At 60.6% G+C, this 16,187-nt stretch carries 13 protein-coding genes; 10 read left to right on the top strand and 3 right to left on the bottom strand.

The genetic code is table 11. The features are described 5' to 3' along the window. Positions 1 to 66 precede the first annotated feature (66 nt). From AACW87_RS21390 to AACW87_RS21355, 8 genes are all read left to right on the top strand, one after another. A complete protein-coding gene (locus AACW87_RS21390; RefSeq protein WP_241326102.1) occupies positions 67 to 1,737 on the top strand; it encodes a sensor histidine kinase in 1,671 nt (556 codons plus the stop codon). Between the two features lie 97 nt (positions 1,738 to 1,834). Next, positions 1,835 to 2,539 carry a two-component system response regulator BtsR gene (btsR, locus tag AACW87_RS21385; RefSeq protein ID WP_241326101.1) on the top strand — a complete coding sequence of 235 codons (705 nt, stop codon included), beginning with the start codon at positions 1,835 to 1,837 and terminating at the stop codon, positions 2,537 to 2,539. A gap of 142 nt (positions 2,540 to 2,681) precedes the next feature. Then, the gene (locus AACW87_RS21380) at positions 2,682 to 4,103 is read left to right on the top strand and encodes a carbon starvation CstA family protein (protein ID WP_241326100.1); all 1,422 of its coding nucleotides are present in this window, start codon (positions 2,682 to 2,684) and stop codon (positions 4,101 to 4,103) included. A gap of 286 nt (positions 4,104 to 4,389) precedes the next feature. After that, positions 4,390 to 4,728, top strand: coding sequence for a DUF3302 domain-containing protein (locus AACW87_RS21375; RefSeq protein ID WP_042869880.1), 339 nt, complete (start codon positions 4,390 to 4,392; stop codon positions 4,726 to 4,728). 3 nt (positions 4,729 to 4,731) lie between these two features. Beyond that, the gene (locus AACW87_RS21370; RefSeq protein WP_098983802.1) at positions 4,732 to 5,769 is read left to right on the top strand and encodes an HlyD family secretion protein; all 1,038 of its coding nucleotides are present in this window, start codon (positions 4,732 to 4,734) and stop codon (positions 5,767 to 5,769) included. A 100-nt stretch (positions 5,770 to 5,869) separates the two neighbouring features. Beyond that, positions 5,870 to 7,630: a DEAD/DEAH box helicase gene (locus AACW87_RS21365; RefSeq protein WP_241326099.1), complete on the top strand. Its 1,761-nt coding sequence runs from the start codon at positions 5,870 to 5,872 to the stop codon at positions 7,628 to 7,630. Between the two features lie 259 nt (positions 7,631 to 7,889). After that, positions 7,890 to 9,323: a D-alanyl-D-alanine carboxypeptidase/D-alanyl-D-alanine endopeptidase gene (dacB, locus tag AACW87_RS21360; protein WP_043141249.1), complete on the top strand. Its 1,434-nt coding sequence runs from the start codon at positions 7,890 to 7,892 to the stop codon at positions 9,321 to 9,323. A gap of 129 nt (positions 9,324 to 9,452) precedes the next feature. After that, positions 9,453 to 9,716: a GrxA family glutaredoxin gene (locus AACW87_RS21355; protein WP_010633640.1), complete on the top strand. Its 264-nt coding sequence runs from the start codon at positions 9,453 to 9,455 to the stop codon at positions 9,714 to 9,716. A gap of 60 nt (positions 9,717 to 9,776) precedes the next feature. On the opposite strand, the gene AACW87_RS21350 is transcribed toward AACW87_RS21355, so the two are convergent. After that, the gene (locus tag AACW87_RS21350; RefSeq protein ID WP_043556427.1) at positions 9,777 to 9,989 is read right to left on the bottom strand and encodes a DUF1653 domain-containing protein; all 213 of its coding nucleotides are present in this window, start codon (positions 9,987 to 9,989) and stop codon (positions 9,777 to 9,779) included. Positions 9,990 to 10,350: 361 nt separating this feature from the next. Here AACW87_RS21350 and AACW87_RS21345 point away from each other — a divergent pair, with 361 nt between their 5' ends. Continuing rightward, the gene (locus AACW87_RS21345) at positions 10,351 to 11,565 is read left to right on the top strand and encodes a pyridoxal phosphate-dependent aminotransferase (protein WP_005314784.1); all 1,215 of its coding nucleotides are present in this window, start codon (positions 10,351 to 10,353) and stop codon (positions 11,563 to 11,565) included. A 65-nt stretch (positions 11,566 to 11,630) separates the two neighbouring features. Here AACW87_RS21345 and AACW87_RS21340 read toward each other — a convergent pair whose 3' ends face one another. Beyond that, entirely contained in the window at positions 11,631 to 13,106 is a 1,476-nt protein-coding gene (locus AACW87_RS21340) for a YfcC family protein (RefSeq protein ID WP_241326098.1), read from the bottom strand. A 162-nt stretch (positions 13,107 to 13,268) separates the two neighbouring features. Next, entirely contained in the window at positions 13,269 to 14,462 is a 1,194-nt protein-coding gene (fabV, locus tag AACW87_RS21335) for an enoyl-ACP reductase FabV (RefSeq protein WP_043141257.1), read from the bottom strand. Between the two features lie 353 nt (positions 14,463 to 14,815). Between fabV and AACW87_RS21330 the strand changes: the two genes are divergently transcribed. Then, positions 14,816 to 16,114, top strand: coding sequence for a methyl-accepting chemotaxis protein (locus tag AACW87_RS21330; protein ID WP_277606847.1), 1,299 nt, complete (start codon positions 14,816 to 14,818; stop codon positions 16,112 to 16,114). Positions 16,115 to 16,187 lie beyond the last annotated feature (73 nt).

Genomic DNA, 16,187 nt, shown 5'->3' with positions numbered 1-16,187 from the left:
AAGATCCTGATCACACTTATTCATGCCTGCCGCTTTTTTCGGCTCGGACTCTGAGGAACGTTTTTTATGCAGTTGGTCCTCTCCCTGCTTCAACAGATGAGCGTCAGTCTGGTGATCGCCTATCTCTTCTCCAAGAGTCCGCTGCTGCGCCCCCTGGCCAACTATTCCGTCAGACTTCCTCACAAGATACTGATATACATCATCTTTTCTTGTTTTTGCATCCTGGGTACCTATGTGGGGCTGGATATCGACGATGCCATCGCCAACACCCGGGCCGTCGGGGCCGTGCTGGGGGGACTGCTGGGGGGCCCGCTGGTAGGATTTCTGGTGGGACTGACCGGTGGCGTGCACCGCTACAGCCTGGGGGGATTTACCGATCTGGCCTGCGCCATCTCGACCACCTGCGAGGGGCTGCTGGGGGGGGTGGTGCACTGGCGCCTGATGCGCTCTGGCAGGATGAATGCCCTGTTCGAACCCAGGATCGCCTTCTTCACCACCCTCTACGCCGAGATATTGCAGATGATCATCATACTGCTGGTGGCGACCCCCTTCGATCAGTCCCTGCTGCTGGTGCGCACCATAGCCACCCCCATGATCCTGGCCAACTCCTGCGGCGCGGCCCTGTTCATCAGCATGATCCGCGATCAGCAGCAGATGTATGAGAAGTTCTCCCGGGTCTTCTCCGCCAAGGCGCTCACCATCGCCAATCGCACCGTCGGCATCATGAGCCAGGGCTTCACCCCCGAGGCCAGCAACAAGATTGCCCACATCATTCAGGAAGAGACGGGGGTCGGTGCCGTCGCCATCACGGATACCGACAAGATCCTCGCCTTCATCGGCACCGGAGAAGATCACCACAAGCCGGGTACCCCCATCACCTCGGCCATCACCTTGCAAGCCATCGCCCGCAACAAGGTGCTGTTTGCCGATGGCAACAGCCAGCCCTATCGCTGCAGCATCTCGCCCCAGTGCCAGCTGGGCTCGGTGCTGGTGATCCCGCTGCACGGCGACGAGGGGGTGATCGGCACCATCAAGCTGTATGAACCCAAGAAGCGCTTGTTCCTCAAGATCAACCATACCCTGGGGGAAGGGATAGCCAACCTGCTGTCACAGCAGCTGCTGACCGGCCGGCTGGAACAGCAGCAGCGCCTGCTGGTGCAATCCGAGCTCAAACTCATCCAGGCCCAGATCAACCCCCATTTCCTGTTCAATACCCTCAACACCATCAGCGCCATCACCCGACGGGAGCCCGAGCGGGCACGTCAGCTGCTGCTGCACCTCTCCTTGTTCTTTCGCAAGAACCTCAAGCGCCAGAGCGGGTTGGCCAGCCTGCAGGAGGAGCAGGAGCACTGCCAATCCTATCTCGAGATAGAGCTGGCCCGCTTTGGCGATCGGCTGACCGTGATAAACGAGATCCCGCCCCATCTGGCTGGCCTGACACTGCCGAGTTTTACCCTGCAACCCCTCATCGAGAATGCCATCAAGCACGGCATCTCCACCCTGCTGGAGCAGGGCCGTATCCGTCTTTATGCCGAAGAGGGCCAGGAGAGCGTGACCATCTGCGTGGAGGACAATGCCGGCACCTGGCAAGAGGGACCGGCGGGGGATGGGCTCGGCATGACCATAGTGGATCGGCGCCTCAAGAGCGCCTTCGGCAGCCGGTATGGCATCCACGTCAGCTGCGAGCCCGAGTGCTGGACCCGGGTCACGTTCACCCTGCCCAGGGAGGCGTCATGACCAGAAGCGACCCCTCGCCCCGGATGATCCGCCCGGCCAACCCCTTGCATTCCCATTCCACGCCGTTCACGCACCATCACGATGTTCAGGAGAGCGCATGATCCGCACACTCATAGTCGATGACGAACCCTATGCCCGCGAGGAGCTGGCCCAGCACCTGGCGGGCGATCCCGACATCGAGATCCTGGGGTTGGCGGCCAACGCCATCGAGGCGCTGCCTCTGATCCAGCGGCTCAAACCGGACGTGGTGTTCCTCGATATCCAGATGCCCAAGCTGAGCGGCATGGAACTGGTGGCCATGCTCGATCCCCTGCCCCGCATCGTGTTTGTCACCGCCTTCGACGACTACGCCATTCAGGCATTCGAGGAGAACGCCTTCGACTACCTGCTCAAACCGGTGGAGCCGGCACGCCTCGCCAAGACACTGGCTCGCCTCAAGCAGGATCTCACCCCGCAGCCCATCGCCTCGCTGGCGCCGGCCATCCGCCACATTCCCGGCTATCTGCACAACCGGGTGCGGCTGCTGCCCATCGAGCAGGTGGAGTACGCCTTCTCCGATCTCGGCGGGGTGCACGTTGCCTGCCAGGGCGAGCTGTTTCACACCCAGCTCACCCTGAAATCATTGGAGGAGAAGACGCCCCTGCTGCGCTGCCACCGCCAATATCTGGTGGCGCCGGGGGCCATCTTCGAGATCCAGCTGCTGGAAAACCAGCTGGCGGAGATAGTGACGCCAAGCGATGCCCGGTTGCCGGTCAGCCGCCGCTACCTCAAGGAGCTCAAAGACGAACTGGGGCTCGAATAACGGCGCGGGATTGTGCGCGGGATCACAGCCGGCGACCGCTCGGGTCGCCATGGCGCCGCTCACCACGTTTCACCTACCCTTCGGGGACGCCCCCTCTAGACTCGCTACGCACACCATAAAATAACAATGATGGAGCGTAACAATGATCTGGTTCTTCCTCTGTGTCGGCTTGCTGATCGCCGGCTACTTTATCTACGGCAAGTTCATCGAGCGGATATTCGGCCCGAAACCCGAGCGCGCCACCCCCGCCATCACCATGGCTGACGGGGTGGACTATGTGCCCATGTCGGACAAGAAAGTCTACCTGGTACAACTGCTCAACATCGCCGGCGTCGGCCCCATCTTCGGCCCCATACTGGGTGCCCTCTACGGCCCGGTCGCCATGCTCTGGATCGTGTTCGGCTGCATCTTCGCCGGCGCGGTACACGACTACTTCTCCGGCATGCTGTCGGTGCGCGCCAAGGGCACCTCGGTGCCGACCGTGGTCGGCGAGCACCTGGGCACAGCCGCCAAACACTTCATGAACCTGTTCGCCGTGGTGCTCTTGATGCTGGTGGGCGTGGTGTTCGTGCTGAGCCCGGCGGGCCTCTTGGCTAACCTCACCTCCATCGATCTGGTCTACTGGATAGTGGCCATCTTTGCCTACTACATACTCGCCACCATAGTCCCCATCGACAAGATCATCGGCCGTTTCTACCCCATCTTCGGCGCCCTGCTGGTATTCATGTCGGTCGGCCTCATCATAGGGCTCATCGTCTCCGGCAAGGGCTTCTACAACACGGGGATGGATTTCTCCAACCTGCACCCGACCGAGCTGCCGCTCTGGCCGCTCTTGTTCATCACCATCGCCTGTGGCGCCGTGTCGGGTTTTCACGCCACCCAGTCCCCGCTGATGGCGCGCTGCATGCAAAACGAGAAGTCCGGCCGCTTCATCTTCTACGGCGCCATGATAGGTGAAGGTGTCATCGCCCTCATCTGGTGCACCCTGGGGCTCTCCTTCTACGACAGCACGGAAGCGCTCAACGCCACCATGGCCAACGGTGGGCCGGCGGCCGTGGTGCACGAAGTCTCCACCAGCCTGCTCGGCACGGTCGGCGGCATACTGGCCATTCTCGGCGTGGTGATCCTGCCCATCACCTCCGGTGATACGGCGTTTCGCAGTGCCCGCCTGATCGTGGCCGACTTCCTGCACCTGACCCAGAAACCCATGGCCAAGCGCCTGCTGATTGCCGTGCCCATGTTCATCCTCGGCTTCCTCATCTCCAAGGCGGAATTTGGCATCATCTGGCGCTACTTTGGCTGGGCCAACCAGACCACGGCCGTCATCATGCTGTGGACTGCGGCGGCCTATCTGGCCAAAGAGGGCAAGCTGCACTGGGTCTGCACCATTCCCGCCATCTTCATGACGGCCGTGGTGTTCACCTATCTCGCCAACGCCCCCATAGGTTTCGGGCTGGAGATGGGCATCTCCACCATAATAGGCCTCACCTGCACCCTGGTGACGACGGTGGCCTTCCTGGTGAAATTCAGACCGGCACTGGTGAGCAGCACCAGCGAGAGTTGATCTGCTCAAGAAATTGAAAAAGGGAGCCTCATCGGCTCCCTTTTCTCTGCTCATTTCACGCCAGTGATGCCATACTTCCCCCGTAAGTCCTTGTCATCGATACGACTTTTCGGACTGGTGACGAATGGCATACCATCATTTTTGACGACTTCAGGCTGACTTAAGCTCCGGTACAAGAATATCGCTTAAGATGCCGTGCTAAAAAACGATAAATGTGTGATTCCCAATTGCTTTATAGAAAATTGAACTCAATGATTGGTTGTACATCAAACCGCTGGAGACCCCCATGTTCCTTGATTATTTTGCCCTTGGCCTGCTCTTCTTCGTCGGGCTGGTCATGTTCTACGGGATCATAGTGATCCACGACATTCCTTATGAAATAGCCAAGCACCGCCAGCACCCCCATCAGGACGCCATTCACGTGGCGGGATGGGTCAGTCTGTTTACCCTGCACGTGCTCTGGCCCTTCCTCTGGATCTGGGCCACCCTCTATCGCCCCGAGCGGGGATGGGGCTTCAACCAGCGCCTGCAGCAGGATGAGGACGAGATACAACTGCTCAAGCAGGAACTCGCCGATCTCAAGACGCGCATCAATACCATCGAACAGACTGAACAACAGGGATAACTCATGGACCTGCTACTGATCCTGACCTACACGGCACTGTGCGTGGCCGTGTTCAAGATTTTCCGCATTCCTCTCAACAAATGGACAGTGCCCACGGCGGCACTGGGCGGCGTGCTCATCATAGGTACCCTGATCATATTGATGAACTACAACCACCCCTACTCTGAGATGGCGCGCAACTACTATATCTCCACCCCGATAGTGCCGCTGGTGAAGGGTCGCGTGGTCGAGGTGCCGGTCAAGCCGAACCAGAAGGTGAAACAGGGGGATGTGCTGTTTCGTATCGAGGCAGACCCCTTCGAACAACAGGTTGCCAGCCTGCAGGCACGGCTCCAGTCCAATCAGGATCACGTCAAATCCATCCAGGCCAGGCTGAGATCCGCCAAGCTGGATCTCGGCCGCTCCCAGGAGCTGGTGCGCCGTGGCGTCGGCAAGCAGCGGGATCTCGACGTGAGCCAGGCCAATGTCGACGATCTGGTCTCCCAGCTGGATCAGCAGCAAGCCCTGTTCAACGATGTGCAGGCCCAGCTGAAGAAGGCCCAGTATGACCTGGAGCAGACAGTGGTGCGCGCCCCCTCGGACGGCTTCGTGCTGCAACTGGCGCTGCGTCCCGGCATGATTGCCACCCCCTACCTCTACCGTCCCGTCATGACCTTCGTGCACCAGAGCGAGAACTACTATGTGGGCTGGTTCTGGCAAAACAGCATGCAGCGTCTGGCCATCGGCGATGAGGCCGAGGTGGTGATAGACGGCATTCCGGGCAAGATCTTCAAGGGAGAAGTGACCATAGTGGTGCCCGCCATCGCCGCCGGGAACGTGCAGGCCAACATGGGGCTTCTGGATCAGAGCACGGCCCAGCGCCCGGGCCGCCTGCCGGTCACCATCAAGATCACAGATCCCGAGTGGCCCAAGTATCAGGTGATCGCCGGTGCCAGCGGCCAGGCTGCCATCTATACCCAGCATTTCCACCACGTCTCAGTGATGCGTAAAGTGCTGCTGCGCATGGCGAGCTGGATGAACTACGTCTTCCCCTTCCATTAAGCAACGCAAGAGTCCCAGCGGGCCGGCATCATGCCGGCCCGCTGTTTTTGTAGCCCCAAGATCCCTATAATGGCGCCATCCCGCACCACAGCCGTTCCCCATGTTCGTTCTCAGACCCTATCAAACCGACGCCGTCAATGCCGTGATCAGCCACTTTCGCCAGCACCCGGATCCCGCCGTGGTGGTGCTGCCCACTGGCGCCGGCAAGAGCCTGGTGATCGCCGAGCTGGCCCGCAAGGCCCGTGGCCGCGTGCTGGTGCTGGCTCACGTCAAGGAGCTGGTGGAGCAGAACCACGCCAAGTACGAGGCCTGGGATCTCAAGGCGGACATCTTCGCCGCCGGGCTCGATCGCAAGGAGGCGAGCGCCCAGGTGGTGTTCGGCTCGGTGCAATCGGTGGCCCGCAATCTGGCCGCCTTTGATGGCGCCTTCTCGCTGCTCATCATAGACGAGTGTCATCGAGTGTCGCTTGAGGATGACAGCCAGTACCATCAGGTGATAGCCCACCTCAAGGCCGCCAATCCAGCGCTCAAGATCCTCGGTCTCACCGCCACCCCCTATCGGCTGGGGCTGGGCTGGATCTACCGGCGCCACTACCACGGCATGGTGAAAAGCCATGGCGAACGGCTGTTTGGCGACTGCGTGTTCGAGCTGCCCCTGCGCTTCATGGTGAAAAACGGCTACCTGACGCCACCCCGTCTCGTCGATGCCCCCATAGTCCACTACGACTTCAGCAAGCTGGTGCCACGCGAAAACGGCCTGTTCAGCGAGGCGGATCTCAACGGCGAGCTCAAACGCCAGCAGAGGGTCACCCCCCACATCCTGAGCCAGGTGCTGGAGTACGCCGCCGATCGACAAGGGGTGATGATCTTCGCCGCCACCGTCGAGCATGCCCGCGAGATCCACGGCCTGCTCGGCGCCAAAGGAGAGAAGGCAGCCCTGATCACGGGCGAGACGCCGGGGCCGGAGCGCGATGCCCTTATCAGCGCCTTCAAGGCGCGGGAGCTCAAGTTTCTGGTCAACGTGGCCGTGCTCACCACCGGCTTTGACGCCCCCCACGTGGATCTCATCGTCATGCTGCGTCCCACCGAGTCGGTCTCCCTCTATCAGCAGATCGTCGGCCGCGGCCTGCGCCTCTCGCCGGGCAAGGCCGATTGTCTGGTGCTCGACTATGCGGGCAACAACTTCAATCTGTTTGCTCCCGAGGTGGGGGAGCCCAGACCCCACGCCGGCACAGAACCGGTGCAGGTGCCCTGCCCCGCCTGCGGCTTTGCCAACACCTTCTGGGGCAAGACCGACGAGGATGGCAAGGTGATCGAGCACTACGGTCGCCGCTGTCAGGGCTTGTTTGAAGATGACGAGGGCAACCGCGAGGAGTGCGATTATCGCTTTCGGTCAAAAATCTGCCCCGCCTGCGGCGCCGAAAACGACATCGCCGCCCGCCGCTGCCAGAGCTGCGATCAGCTGCTGGTGGATCCGGACGACAAGCTCAAGGAGGCGCTCAATCTCAAGGATTGTATGGTCATTCGCTGCGCCGGTCTCACCCTGGCTGCGGGTCGTGGCAAACAAGGGGAACGGCTGGAGGTGACCTATCACGACGAGGACGGACTCACCCTGATGGAATACTTCGGCTTTCACTCCCAGGGCGCACGGCGCTTGTTTCAACAGGTCTTTGTGCGTCATCATTGGCCCGCCCCGGGCCTGGAGCCCGAATTTGCCACTCTGGCGAGCGTACTGGCCGCATCAAGCCAGTTTCGTCACCCGGATTTTGTCATCGCCCGCAAGTCGGGTCGCTTTTGGCAGGTGAAAGAGAAAATTTTTGATTATGACGGCCGGTATCGCACCGCCAACGCCTCTGGCTAGAGGCAGGCACTGCGGTCGGCTGGTCAAAGAGAATAGATTGGATTATGACGGCCGGCATCGCACCGCCAACGCCTCTGGCTAGAGGCAGGCCCTGCGGTCGGCTGGTGAAAGAGAACAGATTGGATTATGTCGGCCGGTATCGCACCGCCAACGCCTCTGGCTAGAGGTAGGCCCTGCGGCCGGCTGGTGAAAGAGAGAATGGTTTGTTATCAGGGTCGGTATCGCACTGCCGACACCCTTCGTCAAGTTAGAGGATTCTATGCAGCGGCTGTTGATTGGTTTTTGTGCTCTGTTTTCCATGGTGGCTCAGGCTGCCCCGCTGACCCCACCCAAGGGGGGCCAGTACGCCATCATAGTGCAGGGCAATGGCGGGGTGGAGTTTGCCCGCCACGCCGATGACATGATAGCGCCCGCCTCCACCATGAAGGTGCTGACCGCGCTCGCCGCCCGCCTCGAGCTCGGCGCCGACTTCCGCTTTGCCACCGACATCCAGGCCCAGCCGGGCGCCAAGCAGGGTGACGCCATCAAGGGCGACATCTGGATCAACTTCGTCGGCGACCCCACCCTGTCACGGATGGATCTGCTGGCCCTGTTCAAGCAGCTCGGGGTCAACCGCATCCAGGGCAACGTCTACGTCAACACAGGCGCCTACAACGGCTATGAGCGCGGCAACGGCTGGTCGTGGGGGGATCAGACTCTCTGCTTCGCCGCGCCCGTCTCCTCCGTCATCATCGACAAGAACTGCGCCTATGGCACCATCACGGCCACCCAGATTGGCAAACCCGCCACCGGCAACGTGGCCACAGGCGTGCCCATCGGCATCGGCGCCGACAACGTGGAAGTGATGAGCTATGGCGACATGGCGCGCCAGTTCTGCGCGCTGGAAGTGGACATGGCCAAGGGCAACTTCTACGAGCTCAAGGGCTGCATCACCCCGAACAAGGAGCCGCAGGGTCTGCGTTTTGCCATTCACGACGTGGAAGCCTGGGGCTGGGACAACATTCGCTGGGCCATGGACAGAGCCGGCATCAAGCATGAGGGATTGCTGCGCGTGACCCACAAGGCACCGGAAGGGGCAGAGACCCTGGGCACCCACTATTCGGTCTCATTGCCCATCATGCTCTCCAAGATGCTCAAAAAATCCGACAACCTCTACGCCGACACCTTCCTGAAGACGGTGGGCCGCCACTACTACAACAAGCCGGGCAGCTATCGCAGCGGCACCATGGCGGTGCGCGCCATCCTGACCAAGAACGGTATCGATCTGGGCAACGCCACCCTGGCCGATGGCTCGGGTCTCTCGGCCCACAACCTCATCAGCGCCCGCCAGATGCTGTCTGTGCTCACCTTCATCCAGAAAAATGACGCCGAACTCGGCTTCATCAAGCTGCTGCCCAGCTCTCAGGTGGATGGCACCCTGGCCTGGCGGCGCAGCGTCACCGCCCCCATGATGAAGAACAAGGTGCACGCCAAGACAGGTACCATCACGGGCACCTCCAACCTGGCCGGCTTCATCGATACCGCCGGGGGGCAGCGCAAGGCCTTCGTGATGTTCCAGCGCGGCCTGTCGCAGGATCCCGCCACCCACGAGCGCTACCGTGCCAGCAAGGCTGTCTGGCCCTGGACAGTGTTCGAAAAGGGCGTGCTGGAGAGCATCTACCAGCAACAACCCATCCAGATCATCGAGCAGTAATGTGGGGAGCCACTTTGCCAGCAAGGTGGCTTATCGGATATGGCGAACGGCCGTATCGACAATTTCCACTTTGACTAGCCACGAGGCAGGGCTATGCTGTGCCCTGCTTCATATCAACGGAGAGAGAACATGTTTGCAGTGATTTTTGGTCGTCCCGGTTGCCCCTATTGTGTCCGTGCCAAGCAGATCGCCGAGCAGCTGGTTGAGCAGCGTGACGATTTCAAATTCCGCTACGTGGACATCCACGCCGAAGGCATCACCAAGGAAGATCTGGCCAAGAGCGCCGGCAAGCCGGTCAACACAGTGCCGCAAATCTTCCTGGACGAGCAGCACATCGGTGGCTGCACCGATTTCGAAGCCTATGCCAAAGAGAACCTGGGTCTCTACCAGTAAGCTCCCCCGCATGGAAAAAAGGCGCCTGATGGCGCCTTTTTTTATGGTGCAAACCGCCGCTCAGCCCGCGGTCGGGGTGAAGCGGCTCACCACCTGGCCCTGATGCTCAATCCACTCCATGAACATGGCCACAGGGCGGGCATAGACGGCTCCATCCTGCTCGGATTGATAGATCACCAGCTGTTCCTGGGTTTCGGTGTGCAGGGCCAGGGTGAGCACCTGATAATAGCCTCCCTTGAAGTGGCGATAACGGCCGGGCGCGGGTGCGTGCATGGAGATACCTCGACAGATGATGAAAATGGGCCCGGCGACGATGTGCCAAGGCCCCACAAGGGGGACAGGCCACGATTTTTTACGCAAGCCAATCGTGCCATTGGATGCGAATATTTCAACACAGTCGGGTAGCTTTGTTAATCAGCCCCTCATCTTTCACTGGTGAACCTCGGTTCACACAAACGATCGTGCTGAATTTAACGTTTCAGCAACCCTGTTTTAGGGCTAAAAATCAGGGAATTCTACTAAAAAGAAGATTGTTCTAGCATTCAATTCTGTGAAGAATAGGGGAAAAGAAATTTGATACTAAAAATCGCCTTTTTCGCCAACGCGTCCCCACGGGGAAGGAAGCACACTCACCATGTTCACTATCGACAAGTCGCACAAGCTCGACGATGTCTGCTATGACATCCGCGGCCCGGTGCATAAAGAAGCTCGCCGTCTCGAAGACGAAGGCCACCGCATCATCAAGCTCAACATCGGCAACCCGGCCCCGTTCGGCTTCGATGCGCCGGAAGAGATCATCAAGGATGTGATCCTCAACATGCCGCTGAGCCAGGGCTACTGCGACTCCAAGGGGCTCTTCTCGGCCCGCAAGGCGGTGATGCAGTACTACCAGCAAAAAGGGATGCGCAAGGTCGACATCGACGACATCTACATCGGCAATGGCGCCAGCGAACTGATCGTGATGGCCATGCAGGCGCTGCTCAACAACGGCGACGAGATGCTGGTGCCCTCCCCCGACTATCCGCTGTGGACCGCCGCCGTCACCCTCTCCGGTGGCCATGCGGTGCACTACCGCTGCGACGAAGGGGCCGACTGGTATCCAGACCTGGACGACATCCGCGCCCGCATCACACCGCGCACCCGCGGCCTAGTGCTGATCAACCCCAACAACCCGACCGGCGCCGTCTACGGCAGCGAGTTCCTGCTGGAGGTGATCGAGATAGCCCGCCAGCACAACCTCATCATCTTCGCCGACGAGATCTACGACAAGATCCTCTACGACGACATCTCCCACACCAGCGTCTGCACCCTGTGCGACGATGTGATGGTGGTGACCTTCAACGGCCTCTCCAAGGCCTACCGCGCCTGTGGTTTCCGCCAGGGCTGGATGGTCATCACCGGGCCCAAGGGACGCGCCAAGGGGTACATCGAGGGGCTGGAGATGCTGGCCTCCATGCGACTGTGTGCCAACGTGCCGATGCAGCACGCCATCCAGACCGCCCTCGGTGGCTACCAGAGCATCAACGAGCTGATCCTGCCGGGTGGTCGCCTGCGCAAGCAGCGGGACAAGGCATGGGAGCTCCTGAACGAGATCCCCGGCGTCTCCTGCGTCAAGCCCAAGGGGGCGCTCTACATGTTCCCGCGCCTGGATCCCAAGGTGTACGACATTCGCGACGACCAGAAGATGGTGTTCGACCTGCTGCAGCAAGAGAAACTGCTGCTGGTGCAGGGCACAGGCTTCAACTGGCCGGCGCCGGATCACTTCCGGCTGGTGTTCCTGCCCCGTGAAGAGGAGCTGGAAGAGGCCATAGGCCGTCTCGCCCGCTTCCTCAAGGGCTACAAGCAGTAAGCACGGTTCATGAAAAAGGCTCCCGAGGGAGCCTTTTTGCTGTCTGTCGTTTGGTACTTAAGCCATCAGCCATGCAACAGGGTTCCCGCCACCAGCACCGCCATGGTGATGAGGGCCACCCCGACGATGAAGGGCAGTACCCAGCGCACGAAGCGATCGTAGGGGATCCTGGCCAGCGCCAGCCCCGCCACCAGATGGGCGGCGGTGGGAGCGAACAGGTTGATCCAGCCGGAGGCGGACTGATAGGCGGTGATCACCAGATCCCGGGAGATGCCGGAGAAGTCCGCCAGCGGCCCCATCAGCGGCATGGAGACGGTCGCCAGCCCCGAGGTTGAGGGAATAAAAAAGCTCAGAATGATGTGCACCAGATAGGCCATCAGGATGAAGACCGACGAGGATAGGCCGGTCACCAGCCCTTCGGCCCAGTGCAAGATGGTGTCTATGATGACGCCCTGCTCCATCACCACATAGATGCCGCGCGCCACCGCCACCACCAGCGCCACGCCGATGAGATCCCGCGCCCCGTTGAGGAAGGTCGCGACGTAGTTGGACTCCGGCATGCGGTTGATCAGCGCGATCAGGATGGAGGCGCTGAAGAACAGGGTGGAAAGCTCATCGAACCACCAGCCAAGGGTTGGCAGAAAATCGATCCCCAGATCGGACCAGGGCACCACCGCATAGATCATCAGCAGGAAGGTGCCGAAGAACACCAGCATGGTGAGCTTCTGCTTGCCGGTGAAGGCCGAGTCGCTGCGCTTCATCTGGGAGAATTCATCGTCATAGGCGATGTCGGCCAGCACGGAGCGGGACTTGTCCTGCTGCACCTGCTTGGCATAACGCATCACGAACCAGGAGGCGAAGATCACCAGCAGCAGCCACTGGATGACCCGCAGGCCTATCCCCTCGCCGATGGGAATGCCGGCAAAACCGGAGGCGATACCGGTGGCAAAGGGGTTGACTGTGGAGGCGAGCACACCGACGCCGGAGCCAAGCAGTATGATCCCTGCCGCCACCATGCGATCGAAACCCGCCGCCATCATCACCGGCACGATCAGCGCCCAGAAGGCCACCGTCTCCTCCGCCATGCCGAAGGTGGAGCCGCCGAGGGCAAACAGGGCGATCAGCACGGGGATAAGCAGCCGCTCGCGGCCGGCGAAGGCGCGCACGATTGCCCCCACCCCGGCATCGAGCGCCCCGCTGTGCATGGTCACCGCCAGAAAGCCGCCTATGATGAGCACGAACAGCGCCACGTCGGCCGCCTTGTGGAAGCCCTGGATGGGGGCCTTGAGCACCTCGAACACCCCCTGCGGGTGGGAGGGCAGCTCGGTGTAGCTGCCGGGCACAGGCAGCAATCGCTCATCGCCGCTGTAGTCGGCCACGGCCGCCGCCGCGACAGGCTGCTGGGTCTTGGCTGTCACGTAGTTGTATTTGCCCGCCGGCAGCACCCAGGTGAGGGCCGCCATCAGGGCGATGATGATGAAAAGCAGGGTATAGACAGTGGGGAGTTGGCGCTTCTTGGGCGCCTCGTTTGGAGTGGTCATAGCTTCCGTTCCTCGGCAATGCCGTCTGTGATCCGATCAGCGCAAGACTAGCGGGTTTGATATGGGAAAAAGGTGATCGCGGATAATAAAATTCCGCAACTTGGCGGAGTTTTTGATAAAAAAACAGGGCCCCGCGGGGCCCTGTTTTCACTTGAGTCAGGATCAGAGCTCGACCACGTCGAATTTCACGTCCGGGTTCACATCCGCCTCGTAATCCACCTCGGCCAGGCCGAAACCGAACAGGCGCAGGAACTCCTGCTTGTAGCCGGTGTAGTCGGTCAACTCGGAGAGGTTCTCGGTGGTGATGGAAGGCCAGAGATCGCGGCAGGTCTGCTGCACGTCTTCACGCAGTTCCCAGTCGTCCATGCGGATGCGGGCCTGCTCGTCCAGCGCCAGCTCCTCGCCATAGAGGCGGGTGCGCATCATGCGATAGACCTGCTCCATGCAACCTTCGTGAATCCCCTTCTCCTTCATGATCTTGAAGGCCATGGAGATGTAGAGCGGCATCACGGGGATGGCGCTGGAGGCCTGGGTCACCACGGATTTCAGCACGGCCACGTGAGCGGTGCCGCCCTTGGCGGCCAGATCGCCACGGATGGCGGTAGCGGCGCGATCCAGATCTTCCTTGGCGCGGCCCAGGGTGCCGTGCCAGTAGATGGGCCAGGTCAGGTCGGTGCCGATATAGGAGTAAGCCACGGACTTGGCGCCGTCAGCCAGCACGCCCGCATCACGCAGGGCAGCCATCCACAGTTCCCAATCCTGGCCGCCCATGACGGTGATGGTGTTCTGGATCTCTTCCTCGTTCGCCGGCTCGACGGTGGCTGTGATGATCTGATCCTTGTTGGTATCGATGGCGGTGGTGGTGTAGGTCTCGCCGATGGGTTTCAGGGCCGAGCGCACCACTTCACCTGTCTCCGGCAGCTTGCGTACCGGCGAGGCCAGGGAGTAGACCACCAGATCGATCTGACCCAGATCGGCCTTGATGAGCTCGATGACCTTGGCGCGGCACTCGTTGGAGAAGGCATCGCCGTTGACGCTTTTCGCATACAGACCCGCCTCTTTGGCAGCCTTGTCGAAGGCGGCTGAGTTGTACCAGCCCGCAGTCGCCGTCTTGGTTTCGCTGCCGGCTTTCTCGAAGAAGACACCTATGGTAGCAGCGCCGCTACCGAAGGCAGTGGCAATCCGGGAAGCCAGACCATAACCGGTGGAAGCGCCGATCACCAGCACCCGCTTGGGGCCATTGGCAATCATGCCCTGCTCCTGGGTGTAAGCGATCTGGCGACGAACATTGGCCTCACAGCCAACCGGGTGAGTGGTGGTGCAGATAAAGCCGCGAACCTTGGGTTTGATAATCATATGGGGGTCTCGGATCCGTTAAATGGATGAAATCGGGGCATAAGATACCTCATCTTGCCGCCCTAGGGTGCTCTGATGTGTTGAACTGCGGGGAAAACGAACAGATTCACGGTATCCGCACCGCCAAAATCGGGCCGGCGCCAGGGGAATGACGGTTGGAAAAGCCTGGGCATGAGGCAGGTGCCAGCCGCACACCCGAGTCTGGTCCCCCAGGGGGCAGCCAGAATAAATAAAATAAAAACAGACAATTACCCCCCATATCTTCGCGATTGGCCAAATATTCTGTACTAGTATTCAGCCGGTCTACTATTGTCACGAGAAGTCTCACAAGGGTCTCAAAGAGGAGTTCCACCATGTTTTGGAAACGTGCAAACGACAATGAGAAACGTGAGCAAGAGGCTGCACTGGCGGAACTGGGCGCCTTCGAGCATGCCATTCAGTCCCGGGTGCCCTATATCCAGTTCACGCCGGAGGGCGTGGTCACCTTCGTCAACGATCTCTTCCTGGCGATCATGGGTTACCGCCGGGATGAGGTGCTGGGCCAGCACCACAGCGCGCTCTGCTTCCCCGAGGATGTCAAACGTCGCGAATACGAACAGCTGTGGCATGACTTGCGCAGCGGCGCATTTCGTAACGGGCGTTTCATTCGGCAGGCCAAGTCGGGCAAGGCGGTCTGGCTGGAGGCCACCTATTTCCCCATCCTTGTCGATGGCAAGGTGATCAGGGTGGCCAAGGTGGCCTCCAACGTGACTGAGCAGCAGTCATCGCTGGAGCGGACCCAGGCCCTGCTGGCGGCCCTTGACAAGTCCCTTGCCGTCATCGACTTCCAGCCCGATGGCACCGTCATCACAGCCAACCAGAACTTCCTCAACTGCTTCGGCTACCGGTTGGACGAGGTGGTGGGCAAGTCCCACCGCCTCTTCTGCGATGAAGCCTTCTACCAGAATAATCCCAACTTCTGGCGGGATCTGGGCTCGGGCAGCATCCAGTCCGGCCTCTTCATGCGCCTCGGCCGCCACGGTGAAAAGATCTGGCTGGAGGCCACCTACAACCCCATCTTCAACCACGAAGGCAAGGTGATCAAAATCATCAAGCTGGCGAGCGACATCACTGAACGGGTCGAGAAATCCATCTCGGTGCGCGAGGCGGCGCAAAAGGCCTGCGCCATCGCAGGTGAAACCGTGTCGAGCGCCGCCAAGGGACGCGAGGTGATCGACAAGGTGCTGGAGACCTCGTCCCACATCAACAGCTCGGTCAACGAGGTGACCCGGCAGATTGAAAATCTCAATCAGCAGTCGAAGAACATAGAGTCCATCATCTCCACCATCAGTGGCATAGCGGATCAGACCAATCTGCTGGCGCTCAATGCCGCCATAGAGGCGGCCCGGGCCGGCGAGCAGGGGCGCGGCTTTGCCGTAGTGGCGGACGAAGTGCGGCAACTGGCCGCCAGAACCTCCACCTCCACGGGGGAAATCGTCTCCGTCATCAAGCTCAACTCCGACATCACCTCCAGGATCACCCAGACCGTCTCTGTGGTCTCCGACAAGGCGATGGCGGGACAGGAGCAGGCCAGCATCATAGCCACCGTCATCAAGGAGATCATCGAAGACGCCAACTCGGTCTCCGACACCGTCAAGGGCCTCTCCATCTGACTCGGGGTGAAGGGGCGCGCCAAGGCAACAAGCGACGGCCCAGCCCGTCGCTTGTTTCATTCTGCCCATGTGA

Origin of the sequence: Aeromonas sp. MR7, from assembly GCF_963899385.1 — a bacterium.
Lineage (GTDB): Bacteria > Pseudomonadota > Gammaproteobacteria > Enterobacterales > Aeromonadaceae > Aeromonas > Aeromonas bestiarum.
Note: the sequence above shows the minus strand (reverse complement) of the source record. Positions and strands in the feature narration are given on the sequence as shown.

Excerpts from the sequence above, each read along its gene's own strand:
- AACW87_RS21390 (WP_241326102.1), top strand. The coding sequence starts at position 67 with ATGCAGTTGGTCCTCTCCCTGCTTCAACAGATGAGCGTCAGTCTGGTG.
- btsR (WP_241326101.1), top strand. The coding sequence starts at position 1,835 with ATGATCCGCACACTCATAGTCGATGACGAACCCTATGCCCGCGAGGAG.
- AACW87_RS21380 (WP_241326100.1), top strand. The coding sequence starts at position 2,682 with ATGATCTGGTTCTTCCTCTGTGTCGGCTTGCTGATCGCCGGCTACTTT.
- AACW87_RS21375 (WP_042869880.1), top strand. The coding sequence starts at position 4,390 with ATGTTCCTTGATTATTTTGCCCTTGGCCTGCTCTTCTTCGTCGGGCTG.
- AACW87_RS21370 (WP_098983802.1), top strand. The coding sequence starts at position 4,732 with ATGGACCTGCTACTGATCCTGACCTACACGGCACTGTGCGTGGCCGTG.
- AACW87_RS21365 (WP_241326099.1), top strand. The coding sequence starts at position 5,870 with ATGTTCGTTCTCAGACCCTATCAAACCGACGCCGTCAATGCCGTGATC.
- dacB (WP_043141249.1), top strand. The coding sequence starts at position 7,890 with ATGCAGCGGCTGTTGATTGGTTTTTGTGCTCTGTTTTCCATGGTGGCT.
- AACW87_RS21355 (WP_010633640.1), top strand. The coding sequence starts at position 9,453 with ATGTTTGCAGTGATTTTTGGTCGTCCCGGTTGCCCCTATTGTGTCCGT.
- AACW87_RS21350 (WP_043556427.1), bottom strand. The coding sequence starts at position 9,989 with ATGCACGCACCCGCGCCCGGCCGTTATCGCCACTTCAAGGGAGGCTAT.
- AACW87_RS21345 (WP_005314784.1), top strand. The coding sequence starts at position 10,351 with ATGTTCACTATCGACAAGTCGCACAAGCTCGACGATGTCTGCTATGAC.
- AACW87_RS21340 (WP_241326098.1), bottom strand. The coding sequence starts at position 13,106 with ATGACCACTCCAAACGAGGCGCCCAAGAAGCGCCAACTCCCCACTGTC.
- fabV (WP_043141257.1), bottom strand. The coding sequence starts at position 14,462 with ATGATTATCAAACCCAAGGTTCGCGGCTTTATCTGCACCACCACTCAC.
- AACW87_RS21330 (WP_277606847.1), top strand. The coding sequence starts at position 14,816 with ATGTTTTGGAAACGTGCAAACGACAATGAGAAACGTGAGCAAGAGGCT.